The following is an 18,021-nucleotide window of genomic DNA, read 5'->3' on the forward strand; positions in this document are numbered from 1 at the left end:
GATGCGCTTCGAGGCCCTGCCGCTGGCTGGCGCGTATCGGGTCGTCCCGGAACCCCATGCCGATGCACGCGGCTTTTTCGCCCGCACCGCCTGCACGGATGATTTCGCCGCCCAGGGTCTGATCGGCGCCTTCGCGCAATCCAGCATCTCCTACAACGCTCGGCGCGGGACCGTGCGGGGCCTGCACTTCTCGGCAGAGCCGCACGCGGAGACCAAACTGGTGCGCTGCACGGCCGGCGCGATCCACGACGTCATCGTCGACCTGCGGCCGGATTCTGCGACCTACCTGCAGGCCTACGGGGTCGAGCTGAACGCCCGGAACCGCCATGCCCTCTACATCCCCACGGGTTTTGGCCATGGGTTCCAAGCCCTCAGCGACGGCACGGAAGTGCTCTATATGATCGATCGGCCCTACGTGGCCGGCAGCGCCCGAGGCCTGCGCTGGAACGATCCGGCCCTGGACGTCGCCTGGCCGGAGCCCATCACGGTGATCGCCGAGCGCGACCTGACCTACCCGGACTGGGTCCGGTGACGGGCCGTGTCCTCATCACCGGCGCCACCGGCTTCGTCGGCCGCCACGCGGTTCCGGCCCTGCAGGCCCTGGGCTTCGAGGTGCACGGTGTCGGCCGCCGTCCGCTCGGCGGCACGGCGATGCACACGGCCGACCTGCTGGTGGAGAACGAGCGCCGCGCATTGATCGCGGACCTTCGCCCAAGCCACCTGCTGCATCTCGCCTGGGACGCGGAGCCGGGCCGGTACTGGACCTCCGCCAGCAATCTCGACTGGGTCGCCGCCACCCTGGACCTCGCCAAAGCCTTCGCAGCGCAGGGCGGACGGCGCTTCGTCGGCGCCGGCACCTGTGCCGAATACGCGTGGGGCGCATCCCGATTCGACGAAGCAACGACCCCGTGCCAGCCCGCAACCCTCTATGGTGCGGCCAAGGACGGGACCCGGCGCATCCTCACGGCCTATGCGGAGAACCATGGCATCCGCCTCGCCTGGGGACGGCTCTTCTTCCTCTACGGTCCTGGCGAGCGGCGCGGACGCCTCGTCTCAGATGCGGTCCACGCACTGATGACCGGGACATCGTTCCCGACCTCGACCGGGCACCAGCGCCGCGACTTCCTGCATGTCGCGGATGCGGCCGCCGCGTTGGCCGCTCTCGTGGCGAGCGACGTTACTGGACCGGTGAATATCGGCTCGGGCACGGCCGTTCCGGTGCGCGCACTTCTCGATGGTCTCGCCGCCCGGATCGGGAATGCGGAGCACCTCGCCTACGGTGCCCGGCTCCTGAACCCGACAGAACCGGCAGCCATCGAAGCGGGCACCCGGATTCTCACTGAAGCCATCGGCTTCCGCCCACGCTTCAGCCTGGAGCGCGGACTCGACGACACGGTCGCGTGGTGGCGTGCGCACAGCAGCCCGACGGCCTGAAGTTCAGCAACCCATCAGCAGGGCAGCAGTCCCTTGAGCTGCGAGAGAATGTCCTCGCCGGTACAGGGTCGGGCGATGAACTTGGCCCCCTTCGGCATCCGCTCGGGGTCGGGCGCGGCGCGGCCCGAGACGATCACGATGGGCAGTTGGGGACGAGCCTCGGACACCGCCGTAGCGAGCTCGAAGCCGTTGGTCTTGCCGGACAGTTCGACATCCGTGACGAGGCCGCAGATGTCGGGGCGGGCCTGGAGGATGCCGAGGGCACGTTCTGCCGAGGCGCATTGCACGGTTTCGTAGCCGCCATTCTCGAGGACGTCGCCGAGGTCCATGATCGTCAGGGCTTCGTCCTCCACCAGTAGGATCACCGGCCGATCGTCGTTCGCGTTCGTCGCCTCATCCACCACGATGCACCCTCCAGCCTGTCTGGCCGCAGGCCCTGCCCGGAACCAGGATCGTCGCGCCCCACCGGGCTTGCACGACGCGGTTCAGAACACAGGGCCAGCGCAACGTAGTCCCAACGAGCGACGCGGGCGCGGGTTGCAAGGCGCGCCGGACCGAACCCGCCGCGATCAGGCGGTGGTCTCCGTCACCACCGCCCGCATGGCCGCGAGGAGTTGCGCCAGATCCTCGGACGCAATGGTAAGTGCGGGCGTGAGATAGACGATGTCGCCGAATGGGCGAACCCAGGTCCCCAGCGCGAGGAACCGGTGCTTAAGATCGGCGAGATCCGGGGCCTGCCGGAACTGGACCACGCCAATCGCCCCAAGAATGCGGATGTCAGCCACCCCGGGCAGGCACCGGAGCGGCTCCAGGCCCTCTGCCAGAGCCACCGCGATGGCAGCGACCTTCTCCAGGCGCGGCTCGCGCTCGAACAGATCGAGGCTGGCATTGGCCGCCGCGCAGGCAAGCGGGTTGGCCATGAAGGTCGGCCCATGCATCAGGGCGGCGGCGGGGTCGTCGGACAGAAAGCTCTCGAACACCGCCCTCGTGGCGATCGTGGCGGCCAACGCCATGGTGCCCCCGGTGAGCGCCTTCGACAGGCACAGGATGTCTGGCACGATCCCGGCCTGCTCGCAGGCGAACAGGGTGCCGGTGCGTCCGAAGCCGGTGAAGATCTCGTCGGCGATGAGCGGCAGCCCATGGCGCTTCGCGAGGCGGGCGACGGTCGCCAGCACGTCCGGAGCGTGCATCCGCATACCGCCGGCGCCCTGAACCAGGGGCTCGATGATGACGGCCGCCAGGGTCTCGCGCTCGGCGGCCATGCGGGCATCCAGTGTGGCGACCTGCACCGCTGTCCTTGGTAGATCGCAAAAAACCTGGGCCGGCAGGTAGGCGCCGAAGCGCCGGTGCATGCCCTCATCGGGATCGCAGACCGACATCGCCCCGAGGGTGTCGCCGTGATAACCCTCGCGAAACGCCAGGATGCGGGTGCGCCCGGCGATCCCCCGGTTGATCCACATCTGCACCGCCATCTTCAGCGCGACTTCGACGGCGACCGAGCCGGAATCGGTGAAGAAGACGTGATCAAGGTCGCCCGGCAACAGGTCAGCGAGGCGGGCCGCCAAACGCTCGGCCGGCGCGTGGGTGAGCCCCCCGAACATCACGTGCGGCATCGCCTCCAGTTGAGCGGCCACGGCGGCGCGGATGTGGGGATGGTTGTAGCCGTGGGCGGCGGTCCACCACGAAGCAATGCCGTCGATCAGTTCGCGTCCGTCGGCGAGGACGATGCGGGAGCCATGCGTCCGCACGGCCTCCAGCGGCGGAGCCGCCGCCTGCATCTGGGTATAGGGCCGCCAGAGATGGTGCGTGCGCGGGTTGGTCATAGCCGGACCGGGATGGGCTCGCGCAACGGAAGGGTCAAGGTCTGGAGGTGGGCCTGACAGCGGCTTGGGACCATCTGGCATTCAGCTTATTTTGCGAAACATATCTACATTTTGAGATATAAGTCAGATTATAATAGACTAATTCCAATATATCACCGATATATTGTCAAATATATAAGACTATCCTACGGAAGATCGAGCCTCAATCTGGAGCGATCATGCCTCATCACGTTCGCCGTCGCCGGCACAGCCGTTCCACAAGCCGCGCAGCCGCGGGAGCGACGAGGTTGCTCTCAGGCGCAGCCCTTCTGCTTCACGCGGGGTCCGCATCTGCGCAGCAGCCGGACTTCTCGGACGTCGCAATGGAAGAGATCCACATCGCCGGCGACAGTCGCGGCGTTCTCGGCTACACCCCCCGGCGAACGAGCTTCGGGGCAGGGTCGGAGACCGCTCTCCTCGATACGCCGGCCAACATCGCAGTCGTGCCGAACGCCGTCCTGCGCGACCAGCGGGTCCTGAGCCTCGACGAGGCCCTGCGCAATGTCAGCAGCGTCGTGCAGACCAACAGTCTCGGCGGCACGCAAGAGGCCGTGATCAGGCGTGGCTTCGGGTCTTCCCGCGACAGCTCGATCCTGCGCGACGGGCGCCGCACCGTCCTACAGCAGAACTTCAACCATTCTATCGAGCGGGTTGAGGTGCTCAAGTGGCCGGCCTCGCTCCTCTACGGCATCTCCGAGCCCGGCGGCCTCATCAATCTCGTCTCGAAGCGACCGGAATTCACCCCGAGCGGGTCTCTTGAGCTGACGGGGACGAGCTTCGGCGGCGGCCTCGTCCAAACCGATCTCACTGGTCCGGTCAAGGACACCAACCTAGCCTACCGCGTGATTGGTGACTTCCAGGACTATGAATACTGGCGCAACTTCGGACAGATCCGCCGACAGGTTGTGGCCCCGTCCGTGACTTGGCGCGGCGACGAGACCAGCGTGACGGTGGGCTACGAGTTCGCGCACTACACCATCCCATTCGATCGAGGCACTACCTTCGATCCGCGCACCGGCCGCCCCCTGCGGGTGCCGCGCGACCGCCGCTTCGACGAGCGCGTGAGCCGGGTCGAGGCTATGAGCCACCTCGCCACGATCGATATCGACCACCGGTTCAACGAGGATTGGAAGCTACATCTCGGCTACAGCTATTCGAACCTCGGTTACGACGACAATCAGATCCGGCCGGTTTCCTACAACGCCAATACGCGTCTTCTGACGCGCCGGGCAGATGCGACGCGCGGAGGCGACTTCAACGCGAACGTTGCGCGCCTCGACCTGATCGGACGCTTCGATACCTTCGGCTTGCGTCACGACCTCCTGGCCGGCGTGATGTATGAACGGATTGATTACTACCGGAAGACCAGTGTGCGCGGGCCGAACGTGAGCGGTTTCGACCCGTTCGATCCCCTCTACGGTCTGCTCGGCGCCTCAGACCGGATCTCGCTCGCGTCCAGCAACAACCGCGATCGTCTCAGCAACACCAGCCTGTACCTGCAAGATTCTCTTCACCTCACCGACCGGCTCATTCTGGTTGGCGGGATGAGTGCCCAGATTTACGACCAGCTCGCGTATGCGGGACGCCCGGCCGTCATCTCGACCGCGATCAACGGTGTGAAGCCGGTGCCGCGCGCCGGTCTCGTCTACAAGCTTGCGCCGAACCTTTCGCTCTATGGCAGCTACACGCAATCCTTCCGCCCGAACGTGACCGATCTCGACGTCACCGGCACGCTGCTGCCGGAAGAGGGCGAAGCCTACGAGGTCGGCGTCAAGGCGGAGGTCGCCGAGGGGCTTCTTATCACGGGCGCGATGTTCGACGCCGAGAAGAGCAACGTGCTGATCACCCAGGTGGTCAACGGCAACCGCTTCGGCTCCACCGCCGGCCGGGTCCGCTCGCGCGGCTTCGAACTCGATTTCGCGGGTCAGATCCGCCCCGACTGGGCCGTGATCGGCAGCTACGGCTTCACCCAGGCCGTCGTCACGGAGGATCCGGTTCTCGTCGCCAAGGAACTTCAGAACACGCCGCGGGTCACGGCCTCGCTGTTCCTGACCCATCAGCTCGGCGCTGTCGCGGAGGCGATGGAATTCGGCTCGAGCCGCCTCGGGCCGGGCTCCCTCGAAGTCGGCTTCGGCACCCGCTACGTCGGGGCGCGGCCCGGCGACGCCGCCAATACCTTCAGCCTGCCGGACTACGTGGTCAGCGATGCCTTCCTGGCCTACCGGACCCAGGTGAACGGCCTGCCGACCACGGTCCAGCTCAACCTGAAGAACCTGTTCGACGAGACCTATTATGCCTCGTCGGGGGCGAGCAACCTGCTGGTCGCGGTGGGCGAACCGTTCCAGGCCCTGGTGACCGCACGGGTGGCCTGGTGAGGCGCCTTCGCGCGATCCTATTCCAGATCCATTGGCTGCTGGGTCTCGGCGCCGGACTGATCCTCGCGGTGGCGGGCGTGACCGGCGCCCTCCTGAGCTACGAAGATGCGATCGGCGCGTTCGTCGACGCCGACTTGATCCGGGTCGCGCCCCGGGCGGAAAACCTGCTCACGCCGGACGCGCTCCTCGCCCGGTTCCACGCCCAGCACCGCGGCACGGTGGTGAACCTCACGCTGTCCGCCGAGCCCGGCACCACCGCGATGATGCGCCTCGGCCGCGACCCCGCCACCGACCAGCGTCCGCCCTCGCTCTATCTCGACCCTTATGACGGGACCGTCCTGGGCGCAGCGCGGACGGAGACGGTGTTCGCTACCATCCGGCGCCTGCACCGCTGGCTCCTTCTTCCGGGAGACGGCAAGGGCTGGGGCCGGACGCTGACGGGCTTAAGCGTGCTGGCTCTCCTCATGCTGTTCTGCACCGGCCTGTACCTGCGCTGGCCGAAGGTGATGTCCTGGCGGATCTGGCTGAAGCCGAACCTCCGCCAATGGGATCGACCGACCTACTGGTCGTTGCATTCGGTGGCCGGCACCTGGGTGCTGCCGATTTATCTAATCATCGCCCTGAGCGGCCTGTGGTGGTCCTTCGACGGGTATCGCAACGTGGTCACCGCCCTGCTGACGCGCGGCGAGACCATCACCCGGATGGCGGATGGCAAGCCGCAGTCTGGCATGGAAAAACCGCGGTCGGTCGGCTCTGAGAGCAAGCCGCCGCCGGGCCGGAAGGAGGAAGCCCTGGGCGCCCCCGGTGCGCCCTCCCTCGACACGGCCTGGGCGGCCTTCCGCGCGGTGCAGGACGGCCATTTCATCCGCGCCACCCTGCTCCTGCCGGCAGGCTTCACGGGTCCCGTGCGCGTCCGCTCGGAGAATCCGAACGGCTGGCGTGACGACACCCGGATCGAGGCGGCCACCGGGCGCATCCTGGTGCGCGAGGTCGGTGGGGAACGGCCGCTCGGCGTCCGGATCGCCGGCAACATGCTCGACGTGCATAGCGGCCGCTTCTTCGGCCCCCTCGGACCGCCGATCTTCCTCATCGCGGCCCTGTTGATGCCGCTCTTCCTGGTGACGGGACTGCTGCTCTATATCGGGCGGCGCAAGGCGAAGGCCCGGCGCCGGTCCTCGGCCCCGCCGATCGCCGCCGCGACCTCCGGGCTCAGGCCACGCGCTTGACCCCCTGGCCGGATTTCGACAGGTTCCGCCGCCACAGCGCCCAATCCGTCTGCTGCAACCGTCGAGATCCGATGTCGTCTGGCGACGAATCCGCCGTCCCGCCCGCCGCATCCGCGCGTGCGCGACCCTTCACAATCTGCCGCGAGGACGAGCCAGTACCGCCCGCCATCGCTGGCGCCATCGCGGCGATCGGCAATTTCGACGGGGTGCATCTCGGCCATCGCGCTCTGATCGCCGCCGTCCGCGAGACGGCGCAGGCAGCAAGTCGCCCAGCGGTGGCGCTCACCTTCGAGCCGCATCCGCGCGCTTATTTTGCGCCGCACCTGCCCATGTTCCGTCTCACCGATGCGTTGGCTAAAGAGATCGTATTCGCGCATCTCGGTCTCGACGGCCTGATCGTACGCCGCTTCGACGCCACCCTGGCGGGCACCGGCGCCCGAGACTTCGTCGAGGAGCTTCTGGTGCGTGACCTCGGAGTGTCAGGGGTCGTCATCGGCCACGACTTCCATTTCGGCCGGGGCCGGGAGGGCACGCCGGCCGTGCTCGCGGACCTCTGTACGCAGGCCGGCCTGACCTGCCGTATCATTTCCCCCGTGGCCCTGAGCGCAGGCGCGGAACCGGTCTCGTCGAGCGCGATCCGGGCGGCCCTGGCCGAGGGCGCGGTGGCGCAGGCCAACGCGCTCCTCGGTTATCGCTGGTTCGTCTCCGGAGAGGTCCGCCACGGCGACAAGCGCGGGCGTACCCTGGGCTATCCCACTGCCAACGTGGCGCTGACGGATTGCGGACTCGCTCACGGCATCTACGCGGTACGGGTGCGCTTGCCGGATGGCCGGGTGACGGACGGAGTCGCCAGTTACGGCCGACGGCCGACCTTCGACGACGGCGCTCCTCTCCTCGAGGTCAATCTGTTCGACTTCTCCGGAGACCTGTACGGCCGGACGATCGCGGTGGAGTTTCTCGACTACATCCGGGGCGAGGTACGCTTCGACGGGGCCGAGGCCCTGATCGTCCAGATGCATTGCGATGCGGCGGAAGCCCGCCGGATCATCGCCGAGAACCCAGTCCCGTCGATGTTGGAGGCTTGACCCTCGATCAATCCGCCTCGTCCTCGGTGTCGGGCGTGCGGTTGGGCCAGGTCACGATCCGATCGAGCAGTTCGTCGGCGGTGAACTCCTCCTCGTTGCCGGAAACCCGGCCCCGCACGGAGATGCCGGCCTCGTGCACGCTGGCGGCGCGTCCGGAGACGAGGGGATGCCAAGCGTAGAGGTCTTGACCGTCGCGGATGAGGCGATAGGCGCAGGTCGGCGGCAGCCACGGGATCGTGCGGACCGCCTCGGGCGTCAGGCGCACGCAATCGGGCACCCGCTTCTGGCGCCTCGGATAGTCGCGGCAGCGGCAGCCATGGCCGTCGAGGAGAGTGCAGCCGACATCCGTGTGATAGACCTCAGCCGTGTCCTCGTCTTCGAGCTTGAGGAGGCAGCAGCGGCCGCAGCCGTCGCACAGGCTCTCCCATTCGGTCGGGGACATCGCCTCCAGGCTCTTGGTGCGCCAGAACGGCTCGTCGACCGAGGCGGAAGGGGATTCGGGGAAGGCCTGCGGCGTCTGGGAACGCGCGGCCGAGCGGTCCCGCATGGGGAACACCTTGGGCTGGGAGCGGCGAAAATCCGGGTGATCCGTTCCTGTGCCGCAACGCCGACCTGCGGGCAAGCGTTGCCGGAGCAAGGCACGACGTCGCAGCGCGGAGTCAAGCCTCCCGATGCCACCGACCCGCCCCAATCCGTCGTCAAGGTTAAGACCAGGTTATCATCCACGACGCCGGGACTCTGCGCCTTGCCGAGGCGTTGTCAGCAACGAAGCCTCGCGGCCGGGCGCAGGTGTTGTTAGGATCGCGTGACCCGGCCTCGTGCCGGCGCCGGGTGCGGAAGGACTGGAACTCAGGTGCGCCTGCCCAAAGCGACCTCGCTGACGACGCGGATCAAGCACGCCGCCCTGGCCTTTGATGCCTGGGTGAACGCGAGCCTGTACGATGGCGGCCGCTCGGCAGGCGAGACCTACGAGCGCTTCCAAGAACGCATGAACGTGTTCGCGGTGCGGGGCTGGAAGCGCGTCACCCTAGACCTGACCAGCGAGGCGGTAACCCTCGGCACCGGCGGGGCCGTGCTGATGCTGGCGCTGGCGCAGCCCGCCTTCAACCTGACCAATGACAACTGGCTCAAGGCCCAGGATCTCGCGGTGACCTTCCTCGACCGCTACGGCACCGAAGTCGGGCGGCGCGGGATCAAGCACGATGATTCGCTCAAGCTCGACGACTTTCCCGACATCATGATCAAGGCCCTGGTCTCGACGGAAGACCGGCGTTTCTACGAGCATTGGGGTATCGACCCCATCGGCACCGCCCGCGCGCTGGTGTCGAACTCGCGCGGCGGGGGCAACACCCAGGGCGGCTCGTCGATCACCCAGCAACTCGCCAAGAACCTGTTCCTCACGAACGAGCGCTCGCTTGAGCGCAAGATCAACGAGGCCTTCCTGGCGCTCTGGCTGGAGAGCCATCTCTCCAAGAACGAGATCCTGAAGCTCTATCTCGACCGCGCCTATATGGGCGGCGGCACCTTCGGCGCCGTGGCGGCGGCGGATTATTATTTCGGCAAGCCGCTCAAGGACATCTCCCTGGCCGAAGCCGCGATGCTGGCCGGCCTATTCAAGGCGCCGACCAAGTACGCCCCCCATGTGAACCTACCGGCGGCCCGCGCCCGTGCCGTCGATGTGCTGCACAACATGGTCGAGGCCGGCTTCCTCACCGAGGGCCAGATCCAGACGGCCTTGCGCAACCCTGCGACGCCCGTAACGCGCACCCGCGACATCACGGCGGACTATTATCTCGACTGGGCCTTCGGCGAGATCAAGCAAATGGCCGACGCTGGCCGCTTCCGCAGCGACCGGGTACTCACCGTCAAGACGCCGCTCGATCTCACCATCCAGCGGCGGGCCGACGAGGTGGTGCAGAACACCCTGCGCCGGCTCGGCGATCAGTACGAGGTCGACGAGGCCGCGATGGTGATCCTCGACCCCGATGGCGCGCTGCGGGCGATGGTCGGCGGCGCCGATTACGGCGAGAGCCAGTTCAACCGCGCCACCGATGCGCTGCGCCAGCCTGGCTCGTCGTTCAAGCCCTATGTCTACGCGGCCGGCCTCGCCGCGGGCCTGTATCGGCCGGATACCCGCGTCGTCGATCGGCCTGTCTGCATTGGCAACTGGTGCCCGCAGAACTACGGACGCTCGTTCTCGGGCGCCACGACTCTGACCGTGGCGGTGGCCAAATCCATCAACACCATCCCGATTCAGGTCTCGATCGCGCTCGGCAAGGCGATGGGCATCTCGCACGAGGCCCGGGCGGCTGCCGCCGGGCGCAAGAAGATCATCGAGACCGCCCACGCTATGGGCATCACCACGCAGCTGACCGATTCCGTCTCCCTGCCCATCGGTTCGGCCGAGGTGAACGTCATCGATCAGGCCGCCGGCTACGCGGTGTTCGCCAATGGCGGTCGCAAGGCCAAGCCCTACGCGGCGATGGAGGTGAAGAACTCGTCCGGCGAGGTGATCTATCGCCATGCCGACGAGCCGATGCGGCAGGTGCTGTCGACCCAGGTGGTCGCCGATATGAACTACATGCTCACCAAGGTGGTGGAGGAAGGCACCGGCAAGCGCGCCGCGCTGGAGGGCATCAAGGTGGCGGGCAAGTCCGGCACCACGAATGCCTATCGCGACGCCTGGTTCGTCGGCTACACCGGCAATTATGTCGGCGCCGTCTGGTTCGGCAACGACGATCACACCTCTACCAACAAGATGACCGGCGGCTCGCTGCCCGCCATGACCTGGCATGACGTCATGGAAGTCGCACACCAGGGCATCGAGCTGAAGCCGATGCCGGGCCTGAAGGATCCGGGCCGCGCGGTGGCCCAGGCCGGCCCGAGCGCGGCACCCGTCAACGCCGCGGCGAGTGCGGCCGGCAAGCTTTCGCGACGGTCCTTCGAGGTTATTGGCAGCATGAACGGCCTGTTCCGCCAAGTGGAGCGAGCGCCCGAGAAGACCTCTGCCCTCCAGCCCGCAAGCGTACCGGGCGCGGTGGCGGAGGGAACCCGCGCTGGCGGCCGCATCGGCACCCCGTAACTGGCGATGATGCGCATGACATTGGCCGAGACGGTGGCGCGATTGCGCCCGGACCAGACCCGCCCGCCCGCTTCCCAGCCAACAAGCACAGGCACCGTTGGCCCGCTGCGGAGCGGAGTTTCCGGACGCCTTGCCGGACCTCTGCGACGCGGCGTGCGCCGGGCCTCGACCGTGACGCTGATGCTCTACGCCCTGGCGCTTGGCGCCGGAATCGGGCTGGCCACCGCCGATTACGCCACGCGGGGCGGCTATCCGTTCGGGGGCGTCCCGGTCGGAGCCTGGACGGCCTGGCCGAAGATTGGCTCTGTGGGCGCGGACCCCTACGCCCGCGCGGTCAACGCCCGGCGGGGCGAGATCCCCCTGGCGATCGGCGAGGGTATGCTGCTGACCGCGGAGCAGGACGAATCCGGGCAGACCCTCGACGCCGCGTGCACCTACCAAGTGGCGGGCGTGACGCCGCCCGCTCGCGCTTGGACGGTGACGGTCGCCGGGCGCGGGCCGCGTGATTCGGAGGCAGCACCGATGCGCGAAGGCTTCACCTCCACGGAGATCCTTCGCGAGACCGACGGGCATTTTGCCATCACGCTTTCGCCCGAGGTGCAGCCCGGCAACTGGCTGCCGATGCCCCGCGCGAAGGGTCCTGTGCGCTTGGCGCTCCGTCTCTACGACACCCCCGTGGCGGCCAGTGCCGGCAACCTGGACCGCTCGGCGGTACCGGCCGTCACCCGAACCGGATGTGCCCCATGACGCCGCGCGGACGCTTTCTGGTCGCCACCCTGTCGGGGCTGGTGATCGCCGGCCTCGTGCATGTGGCCACGGTGCTGCTGATCCCGAGGCTGGCGGAGGGAGATGCCCTCTCCCGGGCACGATCGGGAGAGAGCCTCGACCATCCGATGCCGGTGAACACGGTGGCGACCGGTGACGCGCCGCCCCCCGTTGAGGCATGGCTGCCGATCCCCGATCCTGCGGTCGCGGTCGGCCTGTGCGCCTTCGATTTGACCGAGGGACCGATGCGGGTCTCTGCCCGCACCGGTCCCCTGATGCTGTCCCTGGCGGTGCATGGGCCGCGTGGTGCCTTCTATGCGGTCACCGATCAGGCGGCCGTGCGCGGTGCCCTCGATCTGGTTGTCCTCACGCGGGCCCAGTACGACGAGGCGCTCGCCAATGCCGACGAGGACGAGGTGAGCCACGATGTCCGCATCGTCGCCGCCGACGCCAAGGGCTTCGTGGTGGTGCGGATCATCGCGGCGCTTCCAAGTCAGCGCGCGACCGCGGATGCGGCCGTGCAGGCGGTCTCCTGCACGGTCGACAGCCCAGCCGATGAGAAGACCGGCGGCTAAGGTAGCCCCAGGACCTGCTCAGTACTTGGCGACGATCGGCTTTGCCGCCGCTACCTCGACCGTCACCTCGGGCAGGAGCCCGCATCGCGCCTCGGCCTCCGGGGGCACCAGGGGGTCGAGCAGGGGATTTCGGCCGTTGAGGGCCGCCAGGGCCTGTGCCACGGCCGTGAGCTCCGGACCCGGCGCCTCGATCACCAAATGCTCCAGAGCGTAGCGGTAGCGCCCGGCGCGCCGTCGGGTCTCAAGTCGAACCCAGGCGATCAGGCAGCGGTTCTCGGCCACTCGCATGGCGGCCTGGCGCACATCGCCGTCGTCAAGGCTCTTGGCGAAGGGCAGGCTGCGAAGGCGCAAGGCATCGGCCTCCTTCACCCGAACGGCCAGGGCGACGAATTGCGGAATCAGCCGCGCATCGGCGCCGATATCCTCCGACAGCCGCCGGTAGCGCGAGACCGGTGAGCGGAAGGCCTCCGCCATCAGGATATCGTGGTAGGCCGCGGGATCATCGGTGCGCCAGGACGGGGGCAGCACACGGGTGCGGGTCAGGTTGGCGAGGGCGTCCGTGAAGGCCTCGTGCCCAGCCGCAGGCATCAGGAAGCGCCAGGCACGGTCGCGCAGGGTGCGCTCCTCGTCGGTGAACGGAAAGGTTGAGGCCGGCTCCTCGCGTTCCTGCGCGGCTAGAGTTCCGGTGGTCTCGACCAGACTGTTCCAGGCGCCGGCCTTGGGACGTCCGAAATCGCCCTGCTGCGCGCAACCGGTCAGAAGCACCAGGATCGCGAGGGGCGTCAGATGCCGGGAGCGCGGCCGTCGCGCGAGGAAGCATCCGGTTCGGAACAAAGGCATCCTCCGGGAACGGAGCAGTTCGTGGTCAGGAACGACGACGCAGGCGCGGGGCGGGCGCGTCCGGCTCGGGCATGCGCTCGTAGCGGATGCCGGTGAAGAGCAGGATGGCACCGCGCGGAGTATCCGCGTCCGCACGCCGGAAGCGGCGGGCAGGTCCCGCGAAGGGCACCACCTGGGCTGTCTGGCGCTCGGGATGGCGCTCGGTGCCGCCCGTCTCGGGCGACCGTTTGACGTTCATCCGAGGCGCGTTCATCCGGGGAGAGTTCATCGGCTTGGTTCCGATTCCATTCGATCTCTGAAGCGAGCCGTCATCAGGCCTGCCCTCACCGCATCCGGGCCGTTCCGGCATCGCGGCGGTGCCGGCAGAGATCAGCATGGGGTGGTTAACGGAACCTTGCGATGCTGCCGCCAACACCGTCTTCCCCGACTGGCCATGAGGGGAGCGGACCAGCGTGGCTTCCAGGCAACGGAGCCACTTCGTCCGTATGGCCCGCGACTTGCACCCCCGGGACTGCCCATGGCGGGCATTTCCTCCCTTGTACTCGGCCCTGCTCGCCCGGCGAGCGGGGCTTTTTTTGTTCGGCGGACCATGCGCGGATCTTTAGTAGCCCTGATCGATCCGGGAGCGAACGCACGGAACACGCGGCGGTCGAGGCGCTTGCTAAGGGCGGGTCGCGCCCGATATGCCGTTTCGCTTCCGATCGAACGGTCGTACTTTTCGCGAACGCCCATCACCCCAACGCCATTTCATTTCCGATTGAAGGACACCGCCGGATGCGCGTGGTTATCTCCCGACTCTCAAGCCCGAACCGGGGCCTCAAAGCGGCCCTGAGCCTGGCGCCTTTCGCGCTCCTGATGATGGCTGTCAGCCCGGCCCAGGCCCAGCGCGAGGACCAGGGGCTTCAGCTCGGATGTGCCAACGACTACTTCCGCCTCTGCGCCGGCGTCGATCCCAACAGCCAGGACGCGGAGCGCTGCATGGATCGCAACCGCTCCCGGCTGTCCCCCGAGTGCAAAGCCGCCATCGGCGACTATGACCGCCGTAGCGGTGGAAAATCCCAGAAGTAAGGTGCCGTCCGGCACGCCGCATCACGGTCGGGACGGGCATCGACGGTGTCCGTTCCCAGACAGAGGTTTGACAGCATGACCCTGACCGTCGCGGTGCAGATGGATCCGATCCAGTCGATCCGGATCGCCGGGGACACCACGTTCGCGCTCCTGCTCGAAGCCCAAGCGCGCGGGCACCGGCTCCTGCACTACACGCCGGACCGCCTGTCGATGCAGGGCAATGCCGTGACGGCGCGTGTCGAGGCCCTAACGGTACAGGACGTGGAGGGCGCACACGCGAACCTAGGCGCCCCCGAACGCATCGACCTGTCGAGTGTCGACGTGGTTCTGATGCGCCAGGATCCGCCCTTCGACATGGCCTACATCACCGCCACACACATGCTGGAGCGCATCCATCCACGCACCCTGGTGGTGAACAACCCGGCCGAGGTCCGCAACGCCCCTGAGAAGCTGTTCGTCCTCGACTTCCCCGAGTTGATGCCGCCCACCCTGATCACCCGCGATAAGGCGGAGATCGAGGCGTTCCGGGCCGAACACGGCGCCATCGTGATGAAGCCCCTGCACGGGCATGGCGGCGCGGCGGTGTTCCGGGTCCTGCCCGAGGACGCGAATTTTGGCTCGATGTTCGACCTGTTCTCGGTCACCTTCCGCGAGCAGTGGGTGGTGCAGCGATTCCTGCCACGCATCACCGAGGGCGACAAGCGCATCATCCTGGTCGATGGCGAGCCGATGGGTGCCATCAACCGGGTGCCCGCCCTCAACGATATCCGCTCGAACATGGTGCGGGGTGGGGCGGCGGCGGCCTCCGACCTGACCGAGCGCGAGCGTGCGATCTGCGCTACCATTGGTCCGGAACTGAAGCGCCGAGGCCTGATCCTGGTCGGGATCGACGTCATCGACGGAAACCTGACCGAAATCAATGTGACCTCGCCGACAGGCATCCGGGCGATCAAGCGCCTCGGCGGGCCGGACTTGGCGGTTTCTGTGTGGGACGCAATCGAGGGCCGCGTCGGCACGGTCCTGTCCGCCTGACGGGCGCTCACACTCGGCTATCTTAAACGACACGACCCAGGCAAGCCCGGGTCGTGTGCTTTGTGGTCCTCGGACTCAGACCAGTCCAAGTTTCTGGGCCAAGCCGATGCGTTGGAGCTTGCCGGTAGCACCCTTCGGGATTTCGTCCAGGATCAGGATCTTGGCCGGCACCTTGAAGGCGGCGAGGCGTTCCGAGGCGAAGCCGCGCAGTTCCTTCTCGGCGAGGTGCTGGCCCTCGCGGAGCACGATGGCGGCGCAAACGTCTTCGCCCAGTTTGTCATGTGGCATCGCGAAGGTGACGCATTGCGATACTGCCGGATGGTCCATCAGGATCTCGTCGACTTCGCGCGGGGAGATTTTCTCGCCGCCCCGGTTGATGATTTCCTTGAGGCGCCCGGTGATGGACAGGTAGCCCTCGGGCGTCAGCGATCCCTGGTCGCCGGTGCGGAACCAGCCCTGCTTGGTGAAGGCCTCGGCATTGGCCTTGTCGTTGTTCTCGTAGCCGGACATCACGTTGTCGCCGCGGATGACGATCTCACCGGTCTCGCCCGCGGGCATCGGCTCGCCGTCCTCGTCCACGATCGCGATCTCGGGGCCGGCCGCGAGGCCGACCGAGCCGGCGTAATGCGGACGCGGCGGCAGCGGATTGGAGGCCATCTGGTGGGAGGCCTCGGTCATGCCGTAGGCCTCGATCAGGGGAGCGCCGAACACCTCCTCGATTTCCTTCATCACCTGGGGCGGCATGGAGGATGAGGAGGACCGGATGAAGCGCAAGGGGTTGGCCTCGATGGCCTCCCGGTTGCGTGCGGCCCGGCTAAGGATCGCCTGATGCATGGTCGGCACGGCGGTGTACCAGGTCGGGCGAACCTCGCTCATCCACCCGAAGAACTTGAGGGCGTTGAAGCCCGGCGTGCACGACACCTGACCGCCGGCCGAGAGCGGGGCCAAGATGCCGGCGATCAGCCCGTGGATGTGGAACAGCGGCATGATGTTGAGGCCGCGATCCGCGGCCGTGAAGGCCAGGGTGGTGCGGATGTTGCGGGCCGAAGCACAGACATTCGACTGCTTCAGCGGCACGATCTTCGGGCGCGATGTGGTGCCGGAGGTGTGCAGCACGAGGCCGATATCGTCCGGGTGAGCCGGACCACCCTGCGCGGCCGGCGAAGCCCCGGCCCCCTCGAACGACAGGGTGAAGCTGCCGGCCCCTTCCTCAGGGGTCGGGCGAAGGCGCACCACTGGCACGCCGAGACGGGCAGCGACCGCGATGGCCGGGCTGTCGGAGCCGTCCGCAACCACGAGGAGCTTCGCGTTGAGATCGGAAAGGTAGAACGTGAACTCGTCGGCCTTGTAGCTCGGGTTGAGGGGAGCGGCCGTGGTCCCGGCCCCGATGGCGATGAAGGCGGCCGCCATTTCAGGTCCGTTGTCGAGGACGATGCCGACCCGGTCGTTCCGGCCGAGGCCCTGTGCATTCAGGGCCGCGATGGTCCGGTCCGTGAGGCTGCGGAGCTGGCCGAAGGTCAGGGGCACGCCGCCAGGGCTGGACAGGGCGGTCGCGTCCGCGGCGCCGGCCTGGATCAGGGCGTGCAGGGTGGTGGCGGCGGGATGTGCGTGGGAAGTCTCGGCCATGGCGAAGCGTCCTCGAATGTCTGGGGGTCAGGCCGGCATGATGGAGAGGCGCCCCTGCGCCCGCTCTAGGCTCTGGGAGAGGAGGCGCATCAGGGCGTAGACGGTGCCGATATGCGGGGTCGGGGTGTCGGTAAGGCGCCCGAGTTCGATGATTGAGCCGACCAGGGCCTCGAGTTCGATCGGGCGTCCCGCCTCCACGTCCTGCAGCATCGAGGTCTTGTGGGCGCCAACCTTCTCGGCGCCGGCGATGCGCCGTTCGATGCCGAGCTTGAAGGTGATGCCGAGGCGATTCGCGATCGTCTCCGCCTCGCGCATCATGTCGGCGGCGAGTGCCCGAGTCTCGGGGAACCGGCAGATGTCGACCAGGGTGGCGTGACTGAGCGCCGAGATCGGATTGAAGCTGAGGTTGCCCCAGAGCTTGAGCCAGATCTCCGCCCGGATATCGCTGGTCACCGGCGCACGGAAGCCCGCCTTGATCAGGGTCTGGGCCAGCGATTGCACACGCGGCGACATCGAGCCGTCGAGTTCGCCGAGACCGAAGCGATGGCCTTCGACCACCTGCACCACGCCGGGCTCGGTCAGCACGGCGGCCGGGTAGACGACGGAGCCGATGACGTGCCTGGGATCGAGATGCTTCGCGATGAGGCCGCCCGGATCGGCGGTCTCCAGGTGGGTGCCGGTCAGATCCCCGCCGTGGCCTTGTGAAAAGTACCACCATGGGATGCCGTTCTGCATCGTCACCACCATCGTGTCGGGACCGATGAGGTGATGGAGGTCGGCCGCGATCGGCCCGACCTGATGCGCCTTGACGGTGAGGAGCACGATGTCGTGCTTTCCCGCCTCGGCCATCGACTTCGTGGCCTTGAGGTTCGTCACGTGAATCTCGGAGCCGTTTTCCTCGATCAGCCGCATCCCGTTCTGCTGGATGGCGTCGAGGTTGGCGCCTCGGGCGATGAAGGTGACGTCCTCGCCCGCATGGGCGAGGCGCACACCGAGAAATCCTCCGATGGCGCCGGCGCCGACGATCGCGATGCTCATGTGGGTATCCTTG

Annotated in this window: 17 protein-coding genes; 10 read left to right on the forward strand and 7 right to left on the reverse strand. The window is 67.5% G+C overall.

Annotated elements, in window-relative coordinates; translation table 11 throughout:
* Position 1 precedes the first annotated feature (1 nt).
* Together ASF60_RS07035 and ASF60_RS07040 are read left to right on the forward strand one after the other, a co-directional pair.
* Positions 2-532 carry a dTDP-4-dehydrorhamnose 3,5-epimerase family protein gene (locus ASF60_RS07035; protein WP_056182551.1) on the forward strand — a complete coding sequence of 177 codons (531 nt, stop codon included), beginning with the start codon at positions 2-4 and terminating at the stop codon, positions 530-532.
* The gene (locus tag ASF60_RS07040; RefSeq protein ID WP_056182556.1) at positions 529-1,434 is read left to right on the forward strand and encodes an NAD-dependent epimerase/dehydratase family protein; all 906 of its coding nucleotides are present in this window, start codon (positions 529-531) and stop codon (positions 1,432-1,434) included. The genes ASF60_RS07035 and ASF60_RS07040 overlap by 4 nt, the downstream gene beginning before the upstream one ends.
* A gap of 14 nt (positions 1,435-1,448) precedes the next feature.
* Here ASF60_RS07040 and ASF60_RS07045 read toward each other — a convergent pair whose 3' ends face one another.
* Positions 1,449-1,838, reverse strand: coding sequence for a response regulator (locus ASF60_RS07045; protein ID WP_244476991.1), 390 nt, complete (start codon positions 1,836-1,838; stop codon positions 1,449-1,451).
* A 165-nt stretch (positions 1,839-2,003) separates the two neighbouring features.
* Positions 2,004-3,257: an adenosylmethionine--8-amino-7-oxononanoate transaminase gene (locus ASF60_RS07050; protein ID WP_056182561.1), complete on the reverse strand. Its 1,254-nt coding sequence runs from the start codon at positions 3,255-3,257 to the stop codon at positions 2,004-2,006.
* A 362-nt stretch (positions 3,258-3,619) separates the two neighbouring features.
* Here ASF60_RS07050 and ASF60_RS07055 point away from each other — a divergent pair, with 362 nt between their 5' ends.
* The 3 genes from ASF60_RS07055 (at position 3,620) to ASF60_RS07065 (ending at position 7,982) form a co-directional block, all read left to right on the forward strand.
* Entirely contained in the window at positions 3,620-5,671 is a 2,052-nt protein-coding gene (locus ASF60_RS07055; RefSeq protein ID WP_244478354.1) for a TonB-dependent siderophore receptor, read from the forward strand.
* The gene (locus ASF60_RS07060; RefSeq protein ID WP_056182566.1) at positions 5,668-6,897 is read left to right on the forward strand and encodes a PepSY-associated TM helix domain-containing protein; all 1,230 of its coding nucleotides are present in this window, start codon (positions 5,668-5,670) and stop codon (positions 6,895-6,897) included. Before ASF60_RS07055 ends, ASF60_RS07060 begins: the two co-directional genes overlap by 4 nt.
* 71 nt (positions 6,898-6,968) lie before the next feature.
* Positions 6,969-7,982, forward strand: a complete 1,014-nt coding sequence (locus ASF60_RS07065; protein WP_056182570.1) for a bifunctional riboflavin kinase/FAD synthetase — start codon at positions 6,969-6,971, stop codon at positions 7,980-7,982.
* A 7-nt stretch (positions 7,983-7,989) separates the two neighbouring features.
* Here ASF60_RS07065 and ASF60_RS07070 read toward each other — a convergent pair whose 3' ends face one another.
* Positions 7,990-8,529, reverse strand: coding sequence for a YcgN family cysteine cluster protein (locus tag ASF60_RS07070; RefSeq protein WP_082504095.1), 540 nt, complete (start codon positions 8,527-8,529; stop codon positions 7,990-7,992).
* 306 nt (positions 8,530-8,835) lie between these two features.
* Between ASF60_RS07070 and ASF60_RS07075 the strand changes: the two genes are divergently transcribed.
* From ASF60_RS07075 to ASF60_RS07085, 3 genes are read left to right on the forward strand one after another with little or no spacing between them, the layout of a single operon-like run.
* Entirely contained in the window at positions 8,836-11,064 is a 2,229-nt protein-coding gene (locus ASF60_RS07075) for a transglycosylase domain-containing protein (RefSeq protein ID WP_056182574.1), read from the forward strand.
* A 6-nt stretch (positions 11,065-11,070) separates the two neighbouring features.
* Positions 11,071-11,811, forward strand: coding sequence for a DUF1214 domain-containing protein (locus ASF60_RS07080; protein WP_443136737.1), 741 nt, complete (start codon positions 11,071-11,073; stop codon positions 11,809-11,811).
* Positions 11,808-12,404: a DUF1254 domain-containing protein gene (locus ASF60_RS07085; RefSeq protein WP_056182577.1), complete on the forward strand. Its 597-nt coding sequence runs from the start codon at positions 11,808-11,810 to the stop codon at positions 12,402-12,404. The genes ASF60_RS07080 and ASF60_RS07085 overlap by 4 nt, the downstream gene beginning before the upstream one ends.
* Positions 12,405-12,422: 18 nt before the next feature.
* Here ASF60_RS07085 and ASF60_RS07090 read toward each other — a convergent pair whose 3' ends face one another.
* Positions 12,423-13,244 carry a hypothetical protein gene (locus ASF60_RS07090; RefSeq protein ID WP_443136738.1) on the reverse strand — a complete coding sequence of 274 codons (822 nt, stop codon included), beginning with the start codon at positions 13,242-13,244 and terminating at the stop codon, positions 12,423-12,425.
* A gap of 25 nt (positions 13,245-13,269) precedes the next feature.
* Positions 13,270-13,482 (reverse strand): hypothetical protein, encoded by a 213-nt coding sequence (locus tag ASF60_RS07095; RefSeq protein WP_056182578.1) that lies wholly within the window; start codon positions 13,480-13,482, stop codon positions 13,270-13,272.
* A 536-nt stretch (positions 13,483-14,018) separates the two neighbouring features.
* Between ASF60_RS07095 and ASF60_RS07100 the strand changes: the two genes are divergently transcribed.
* Together ASF60_RS07100 and gshB are read left to right on the forward strand one after the other, a co-directional pair.
* A complete protein-coding gene (locus tag ASF60_RS07100; protein ID WP_056182581.1) occupies positions 14,019-14,312 on the forward strand; it encodes a hypothetical protein in 294 nt (97 codons plus the stop codon).
* Positions 14,313-14,387: 75 nt separating this feature from the next.
* Positions 14,388-15,344: a glutathione synthase gene (gene gshB / locus ASF60_RS07105; RefSeq protein ID WP_056182585.1), complete on the forward strand. Its 957-nt coding sequence runs from the start codon at positions 14,388-14,390 to the stop codon at positions 15,342-15,344.
* Between the two features lie 75 nt (positions 15,345-15,419).
* On the opposite strand, the gene ASF60_RS07110 is transcribed toward gshB, so the two are convergent.
* Both ASF60_RS07110 and ASF60_RS07115 read right to left on the reverse strand, forming a co-directional pair.
* Complete coding sequence (locus ASF60_RS07110; RefSeq protein WP_056182588.1) at positions 15,420-16,970, reverse strand: acyl--CoA ligase; 1,551 nt, start codon at positions 16,968-16,970, stop codon at positions 15,420-15,422.
* A 27-nt stretch (positions 16,971-16,997) separates the two neighbouring features.
* Positions 16,998-18,008: a ketopantoate reductase family protein gene (locus tag ASF60_RS07115; protein ID WP_056182593.1), complete on the reverse strand. Its 1,011-nt coding sequence runs from the start codon at positions 18,006-18,008 to the stop codon at positions 16,998-17,000.
* Positions 18,009-18,021 lie beyond the last annotated feature (13 nt).

Source organism: Methylobacterium sp. Leaf113 (assembly GCF_001423325.1).
Lineage (GTDB): Bacteria > Pseudomonadota > Alphaproteobacteria > Rhizobiales > Beijerinckiaceae > Methylobacterium.

Bases quoted from the DNA above. Each gene is read 5' to 3' on its own strand.
- ASF60_RS07035 (WP_056182551.1), top strand. From the start codon at position 2: ATGCGCTTCGAGGCCCTGCCGCTGGCTGGCGCGTATCGGGTCGTCCCG.
- ASF60_RS07050 (WP_056182561.1), bottom strand. From the start codon at position 3,257: ATGACCAACCCGCGCACGCACCATCTCTGGCGGCCCTATACCCAGATG.
- ASF60_RS07055 (WP_244478354.1), top strand. From the start codon at position 3,620: ATGGAAGAGATCCACATCGCCGGCGACAGTCGCGGCGTTCTCGGCTAC.
- ASF60_RS07065 (WP_056182570.1), top strand. From the start codon at position 6,969: ATGTCGTCTGGCGACGAATCCGCCGTCCCGCCCGCCGCATCCGCGCGT.
- ASF60_RS07070 (WP_082504095.1), bottom strand. From the start codon at position 8,529: ATGCGGGACCGCTCGGCCGCGCGTTCCCAGACGCCGCAGGCCTTCCCC.
- ASF60_RS07080 (WP_443136737.1), top strand. From the start codon at position 11,071: ATGATGCGCATGACATTGGCCGAGACGGTGGCGCGATTGCGCCCGGAC.
- ASF60_RS07085 (WP_056182577.1), top strand. From the start codon at position 11,808: ATGACGCCGCGCGGACGCTTTCTGGTCGCCACCCTGTCGGGGCTGGTG.
- ASF60_RS07090 (WP_443136738.1), bottom strand. From the start codon at position 13,244: ATGCCTTTGTTCCGAACCGGATGCTTCCTCGCGCGACGGCCGCGCTCC.
- ASF60_RS07095 (WP_056182578.1), bottom strand. From the start codon at position 13,482: ATGAACGTCAAACGGTCGCCCGAGACGGGCGGCACCGAGCGCCATCCC.
- ASF60_RS07100 (WP_056182581.1), top strand. From the start codon at position 14,019: ATGCGCGTGGTTATCTCCCGACTCTCAAGCCCGAACCGGGGCCTCAAA.
- gshB (WP_056182585.1), top strand. From the start codon at position 14,388: ATGACCCTGACCGTCGCGGTGCAGATGGATCCGATCCAGTCGATCCGG.
- ASF60_RS07110 (WP_056182588.1), bottom strand. From the start codon at position 16,970: ATGGCCGAGACTTCCCACGCACATCCCGCCGCCACCACCCTGCACGCC.
- ASF60_RS07115 (WP_056182593.1), bottom strand. From the start codon at position 18,008: ATGAGCATCGCGATCGTCGGCGCCGGCGCCATCGGAGGATTTCTCGGT.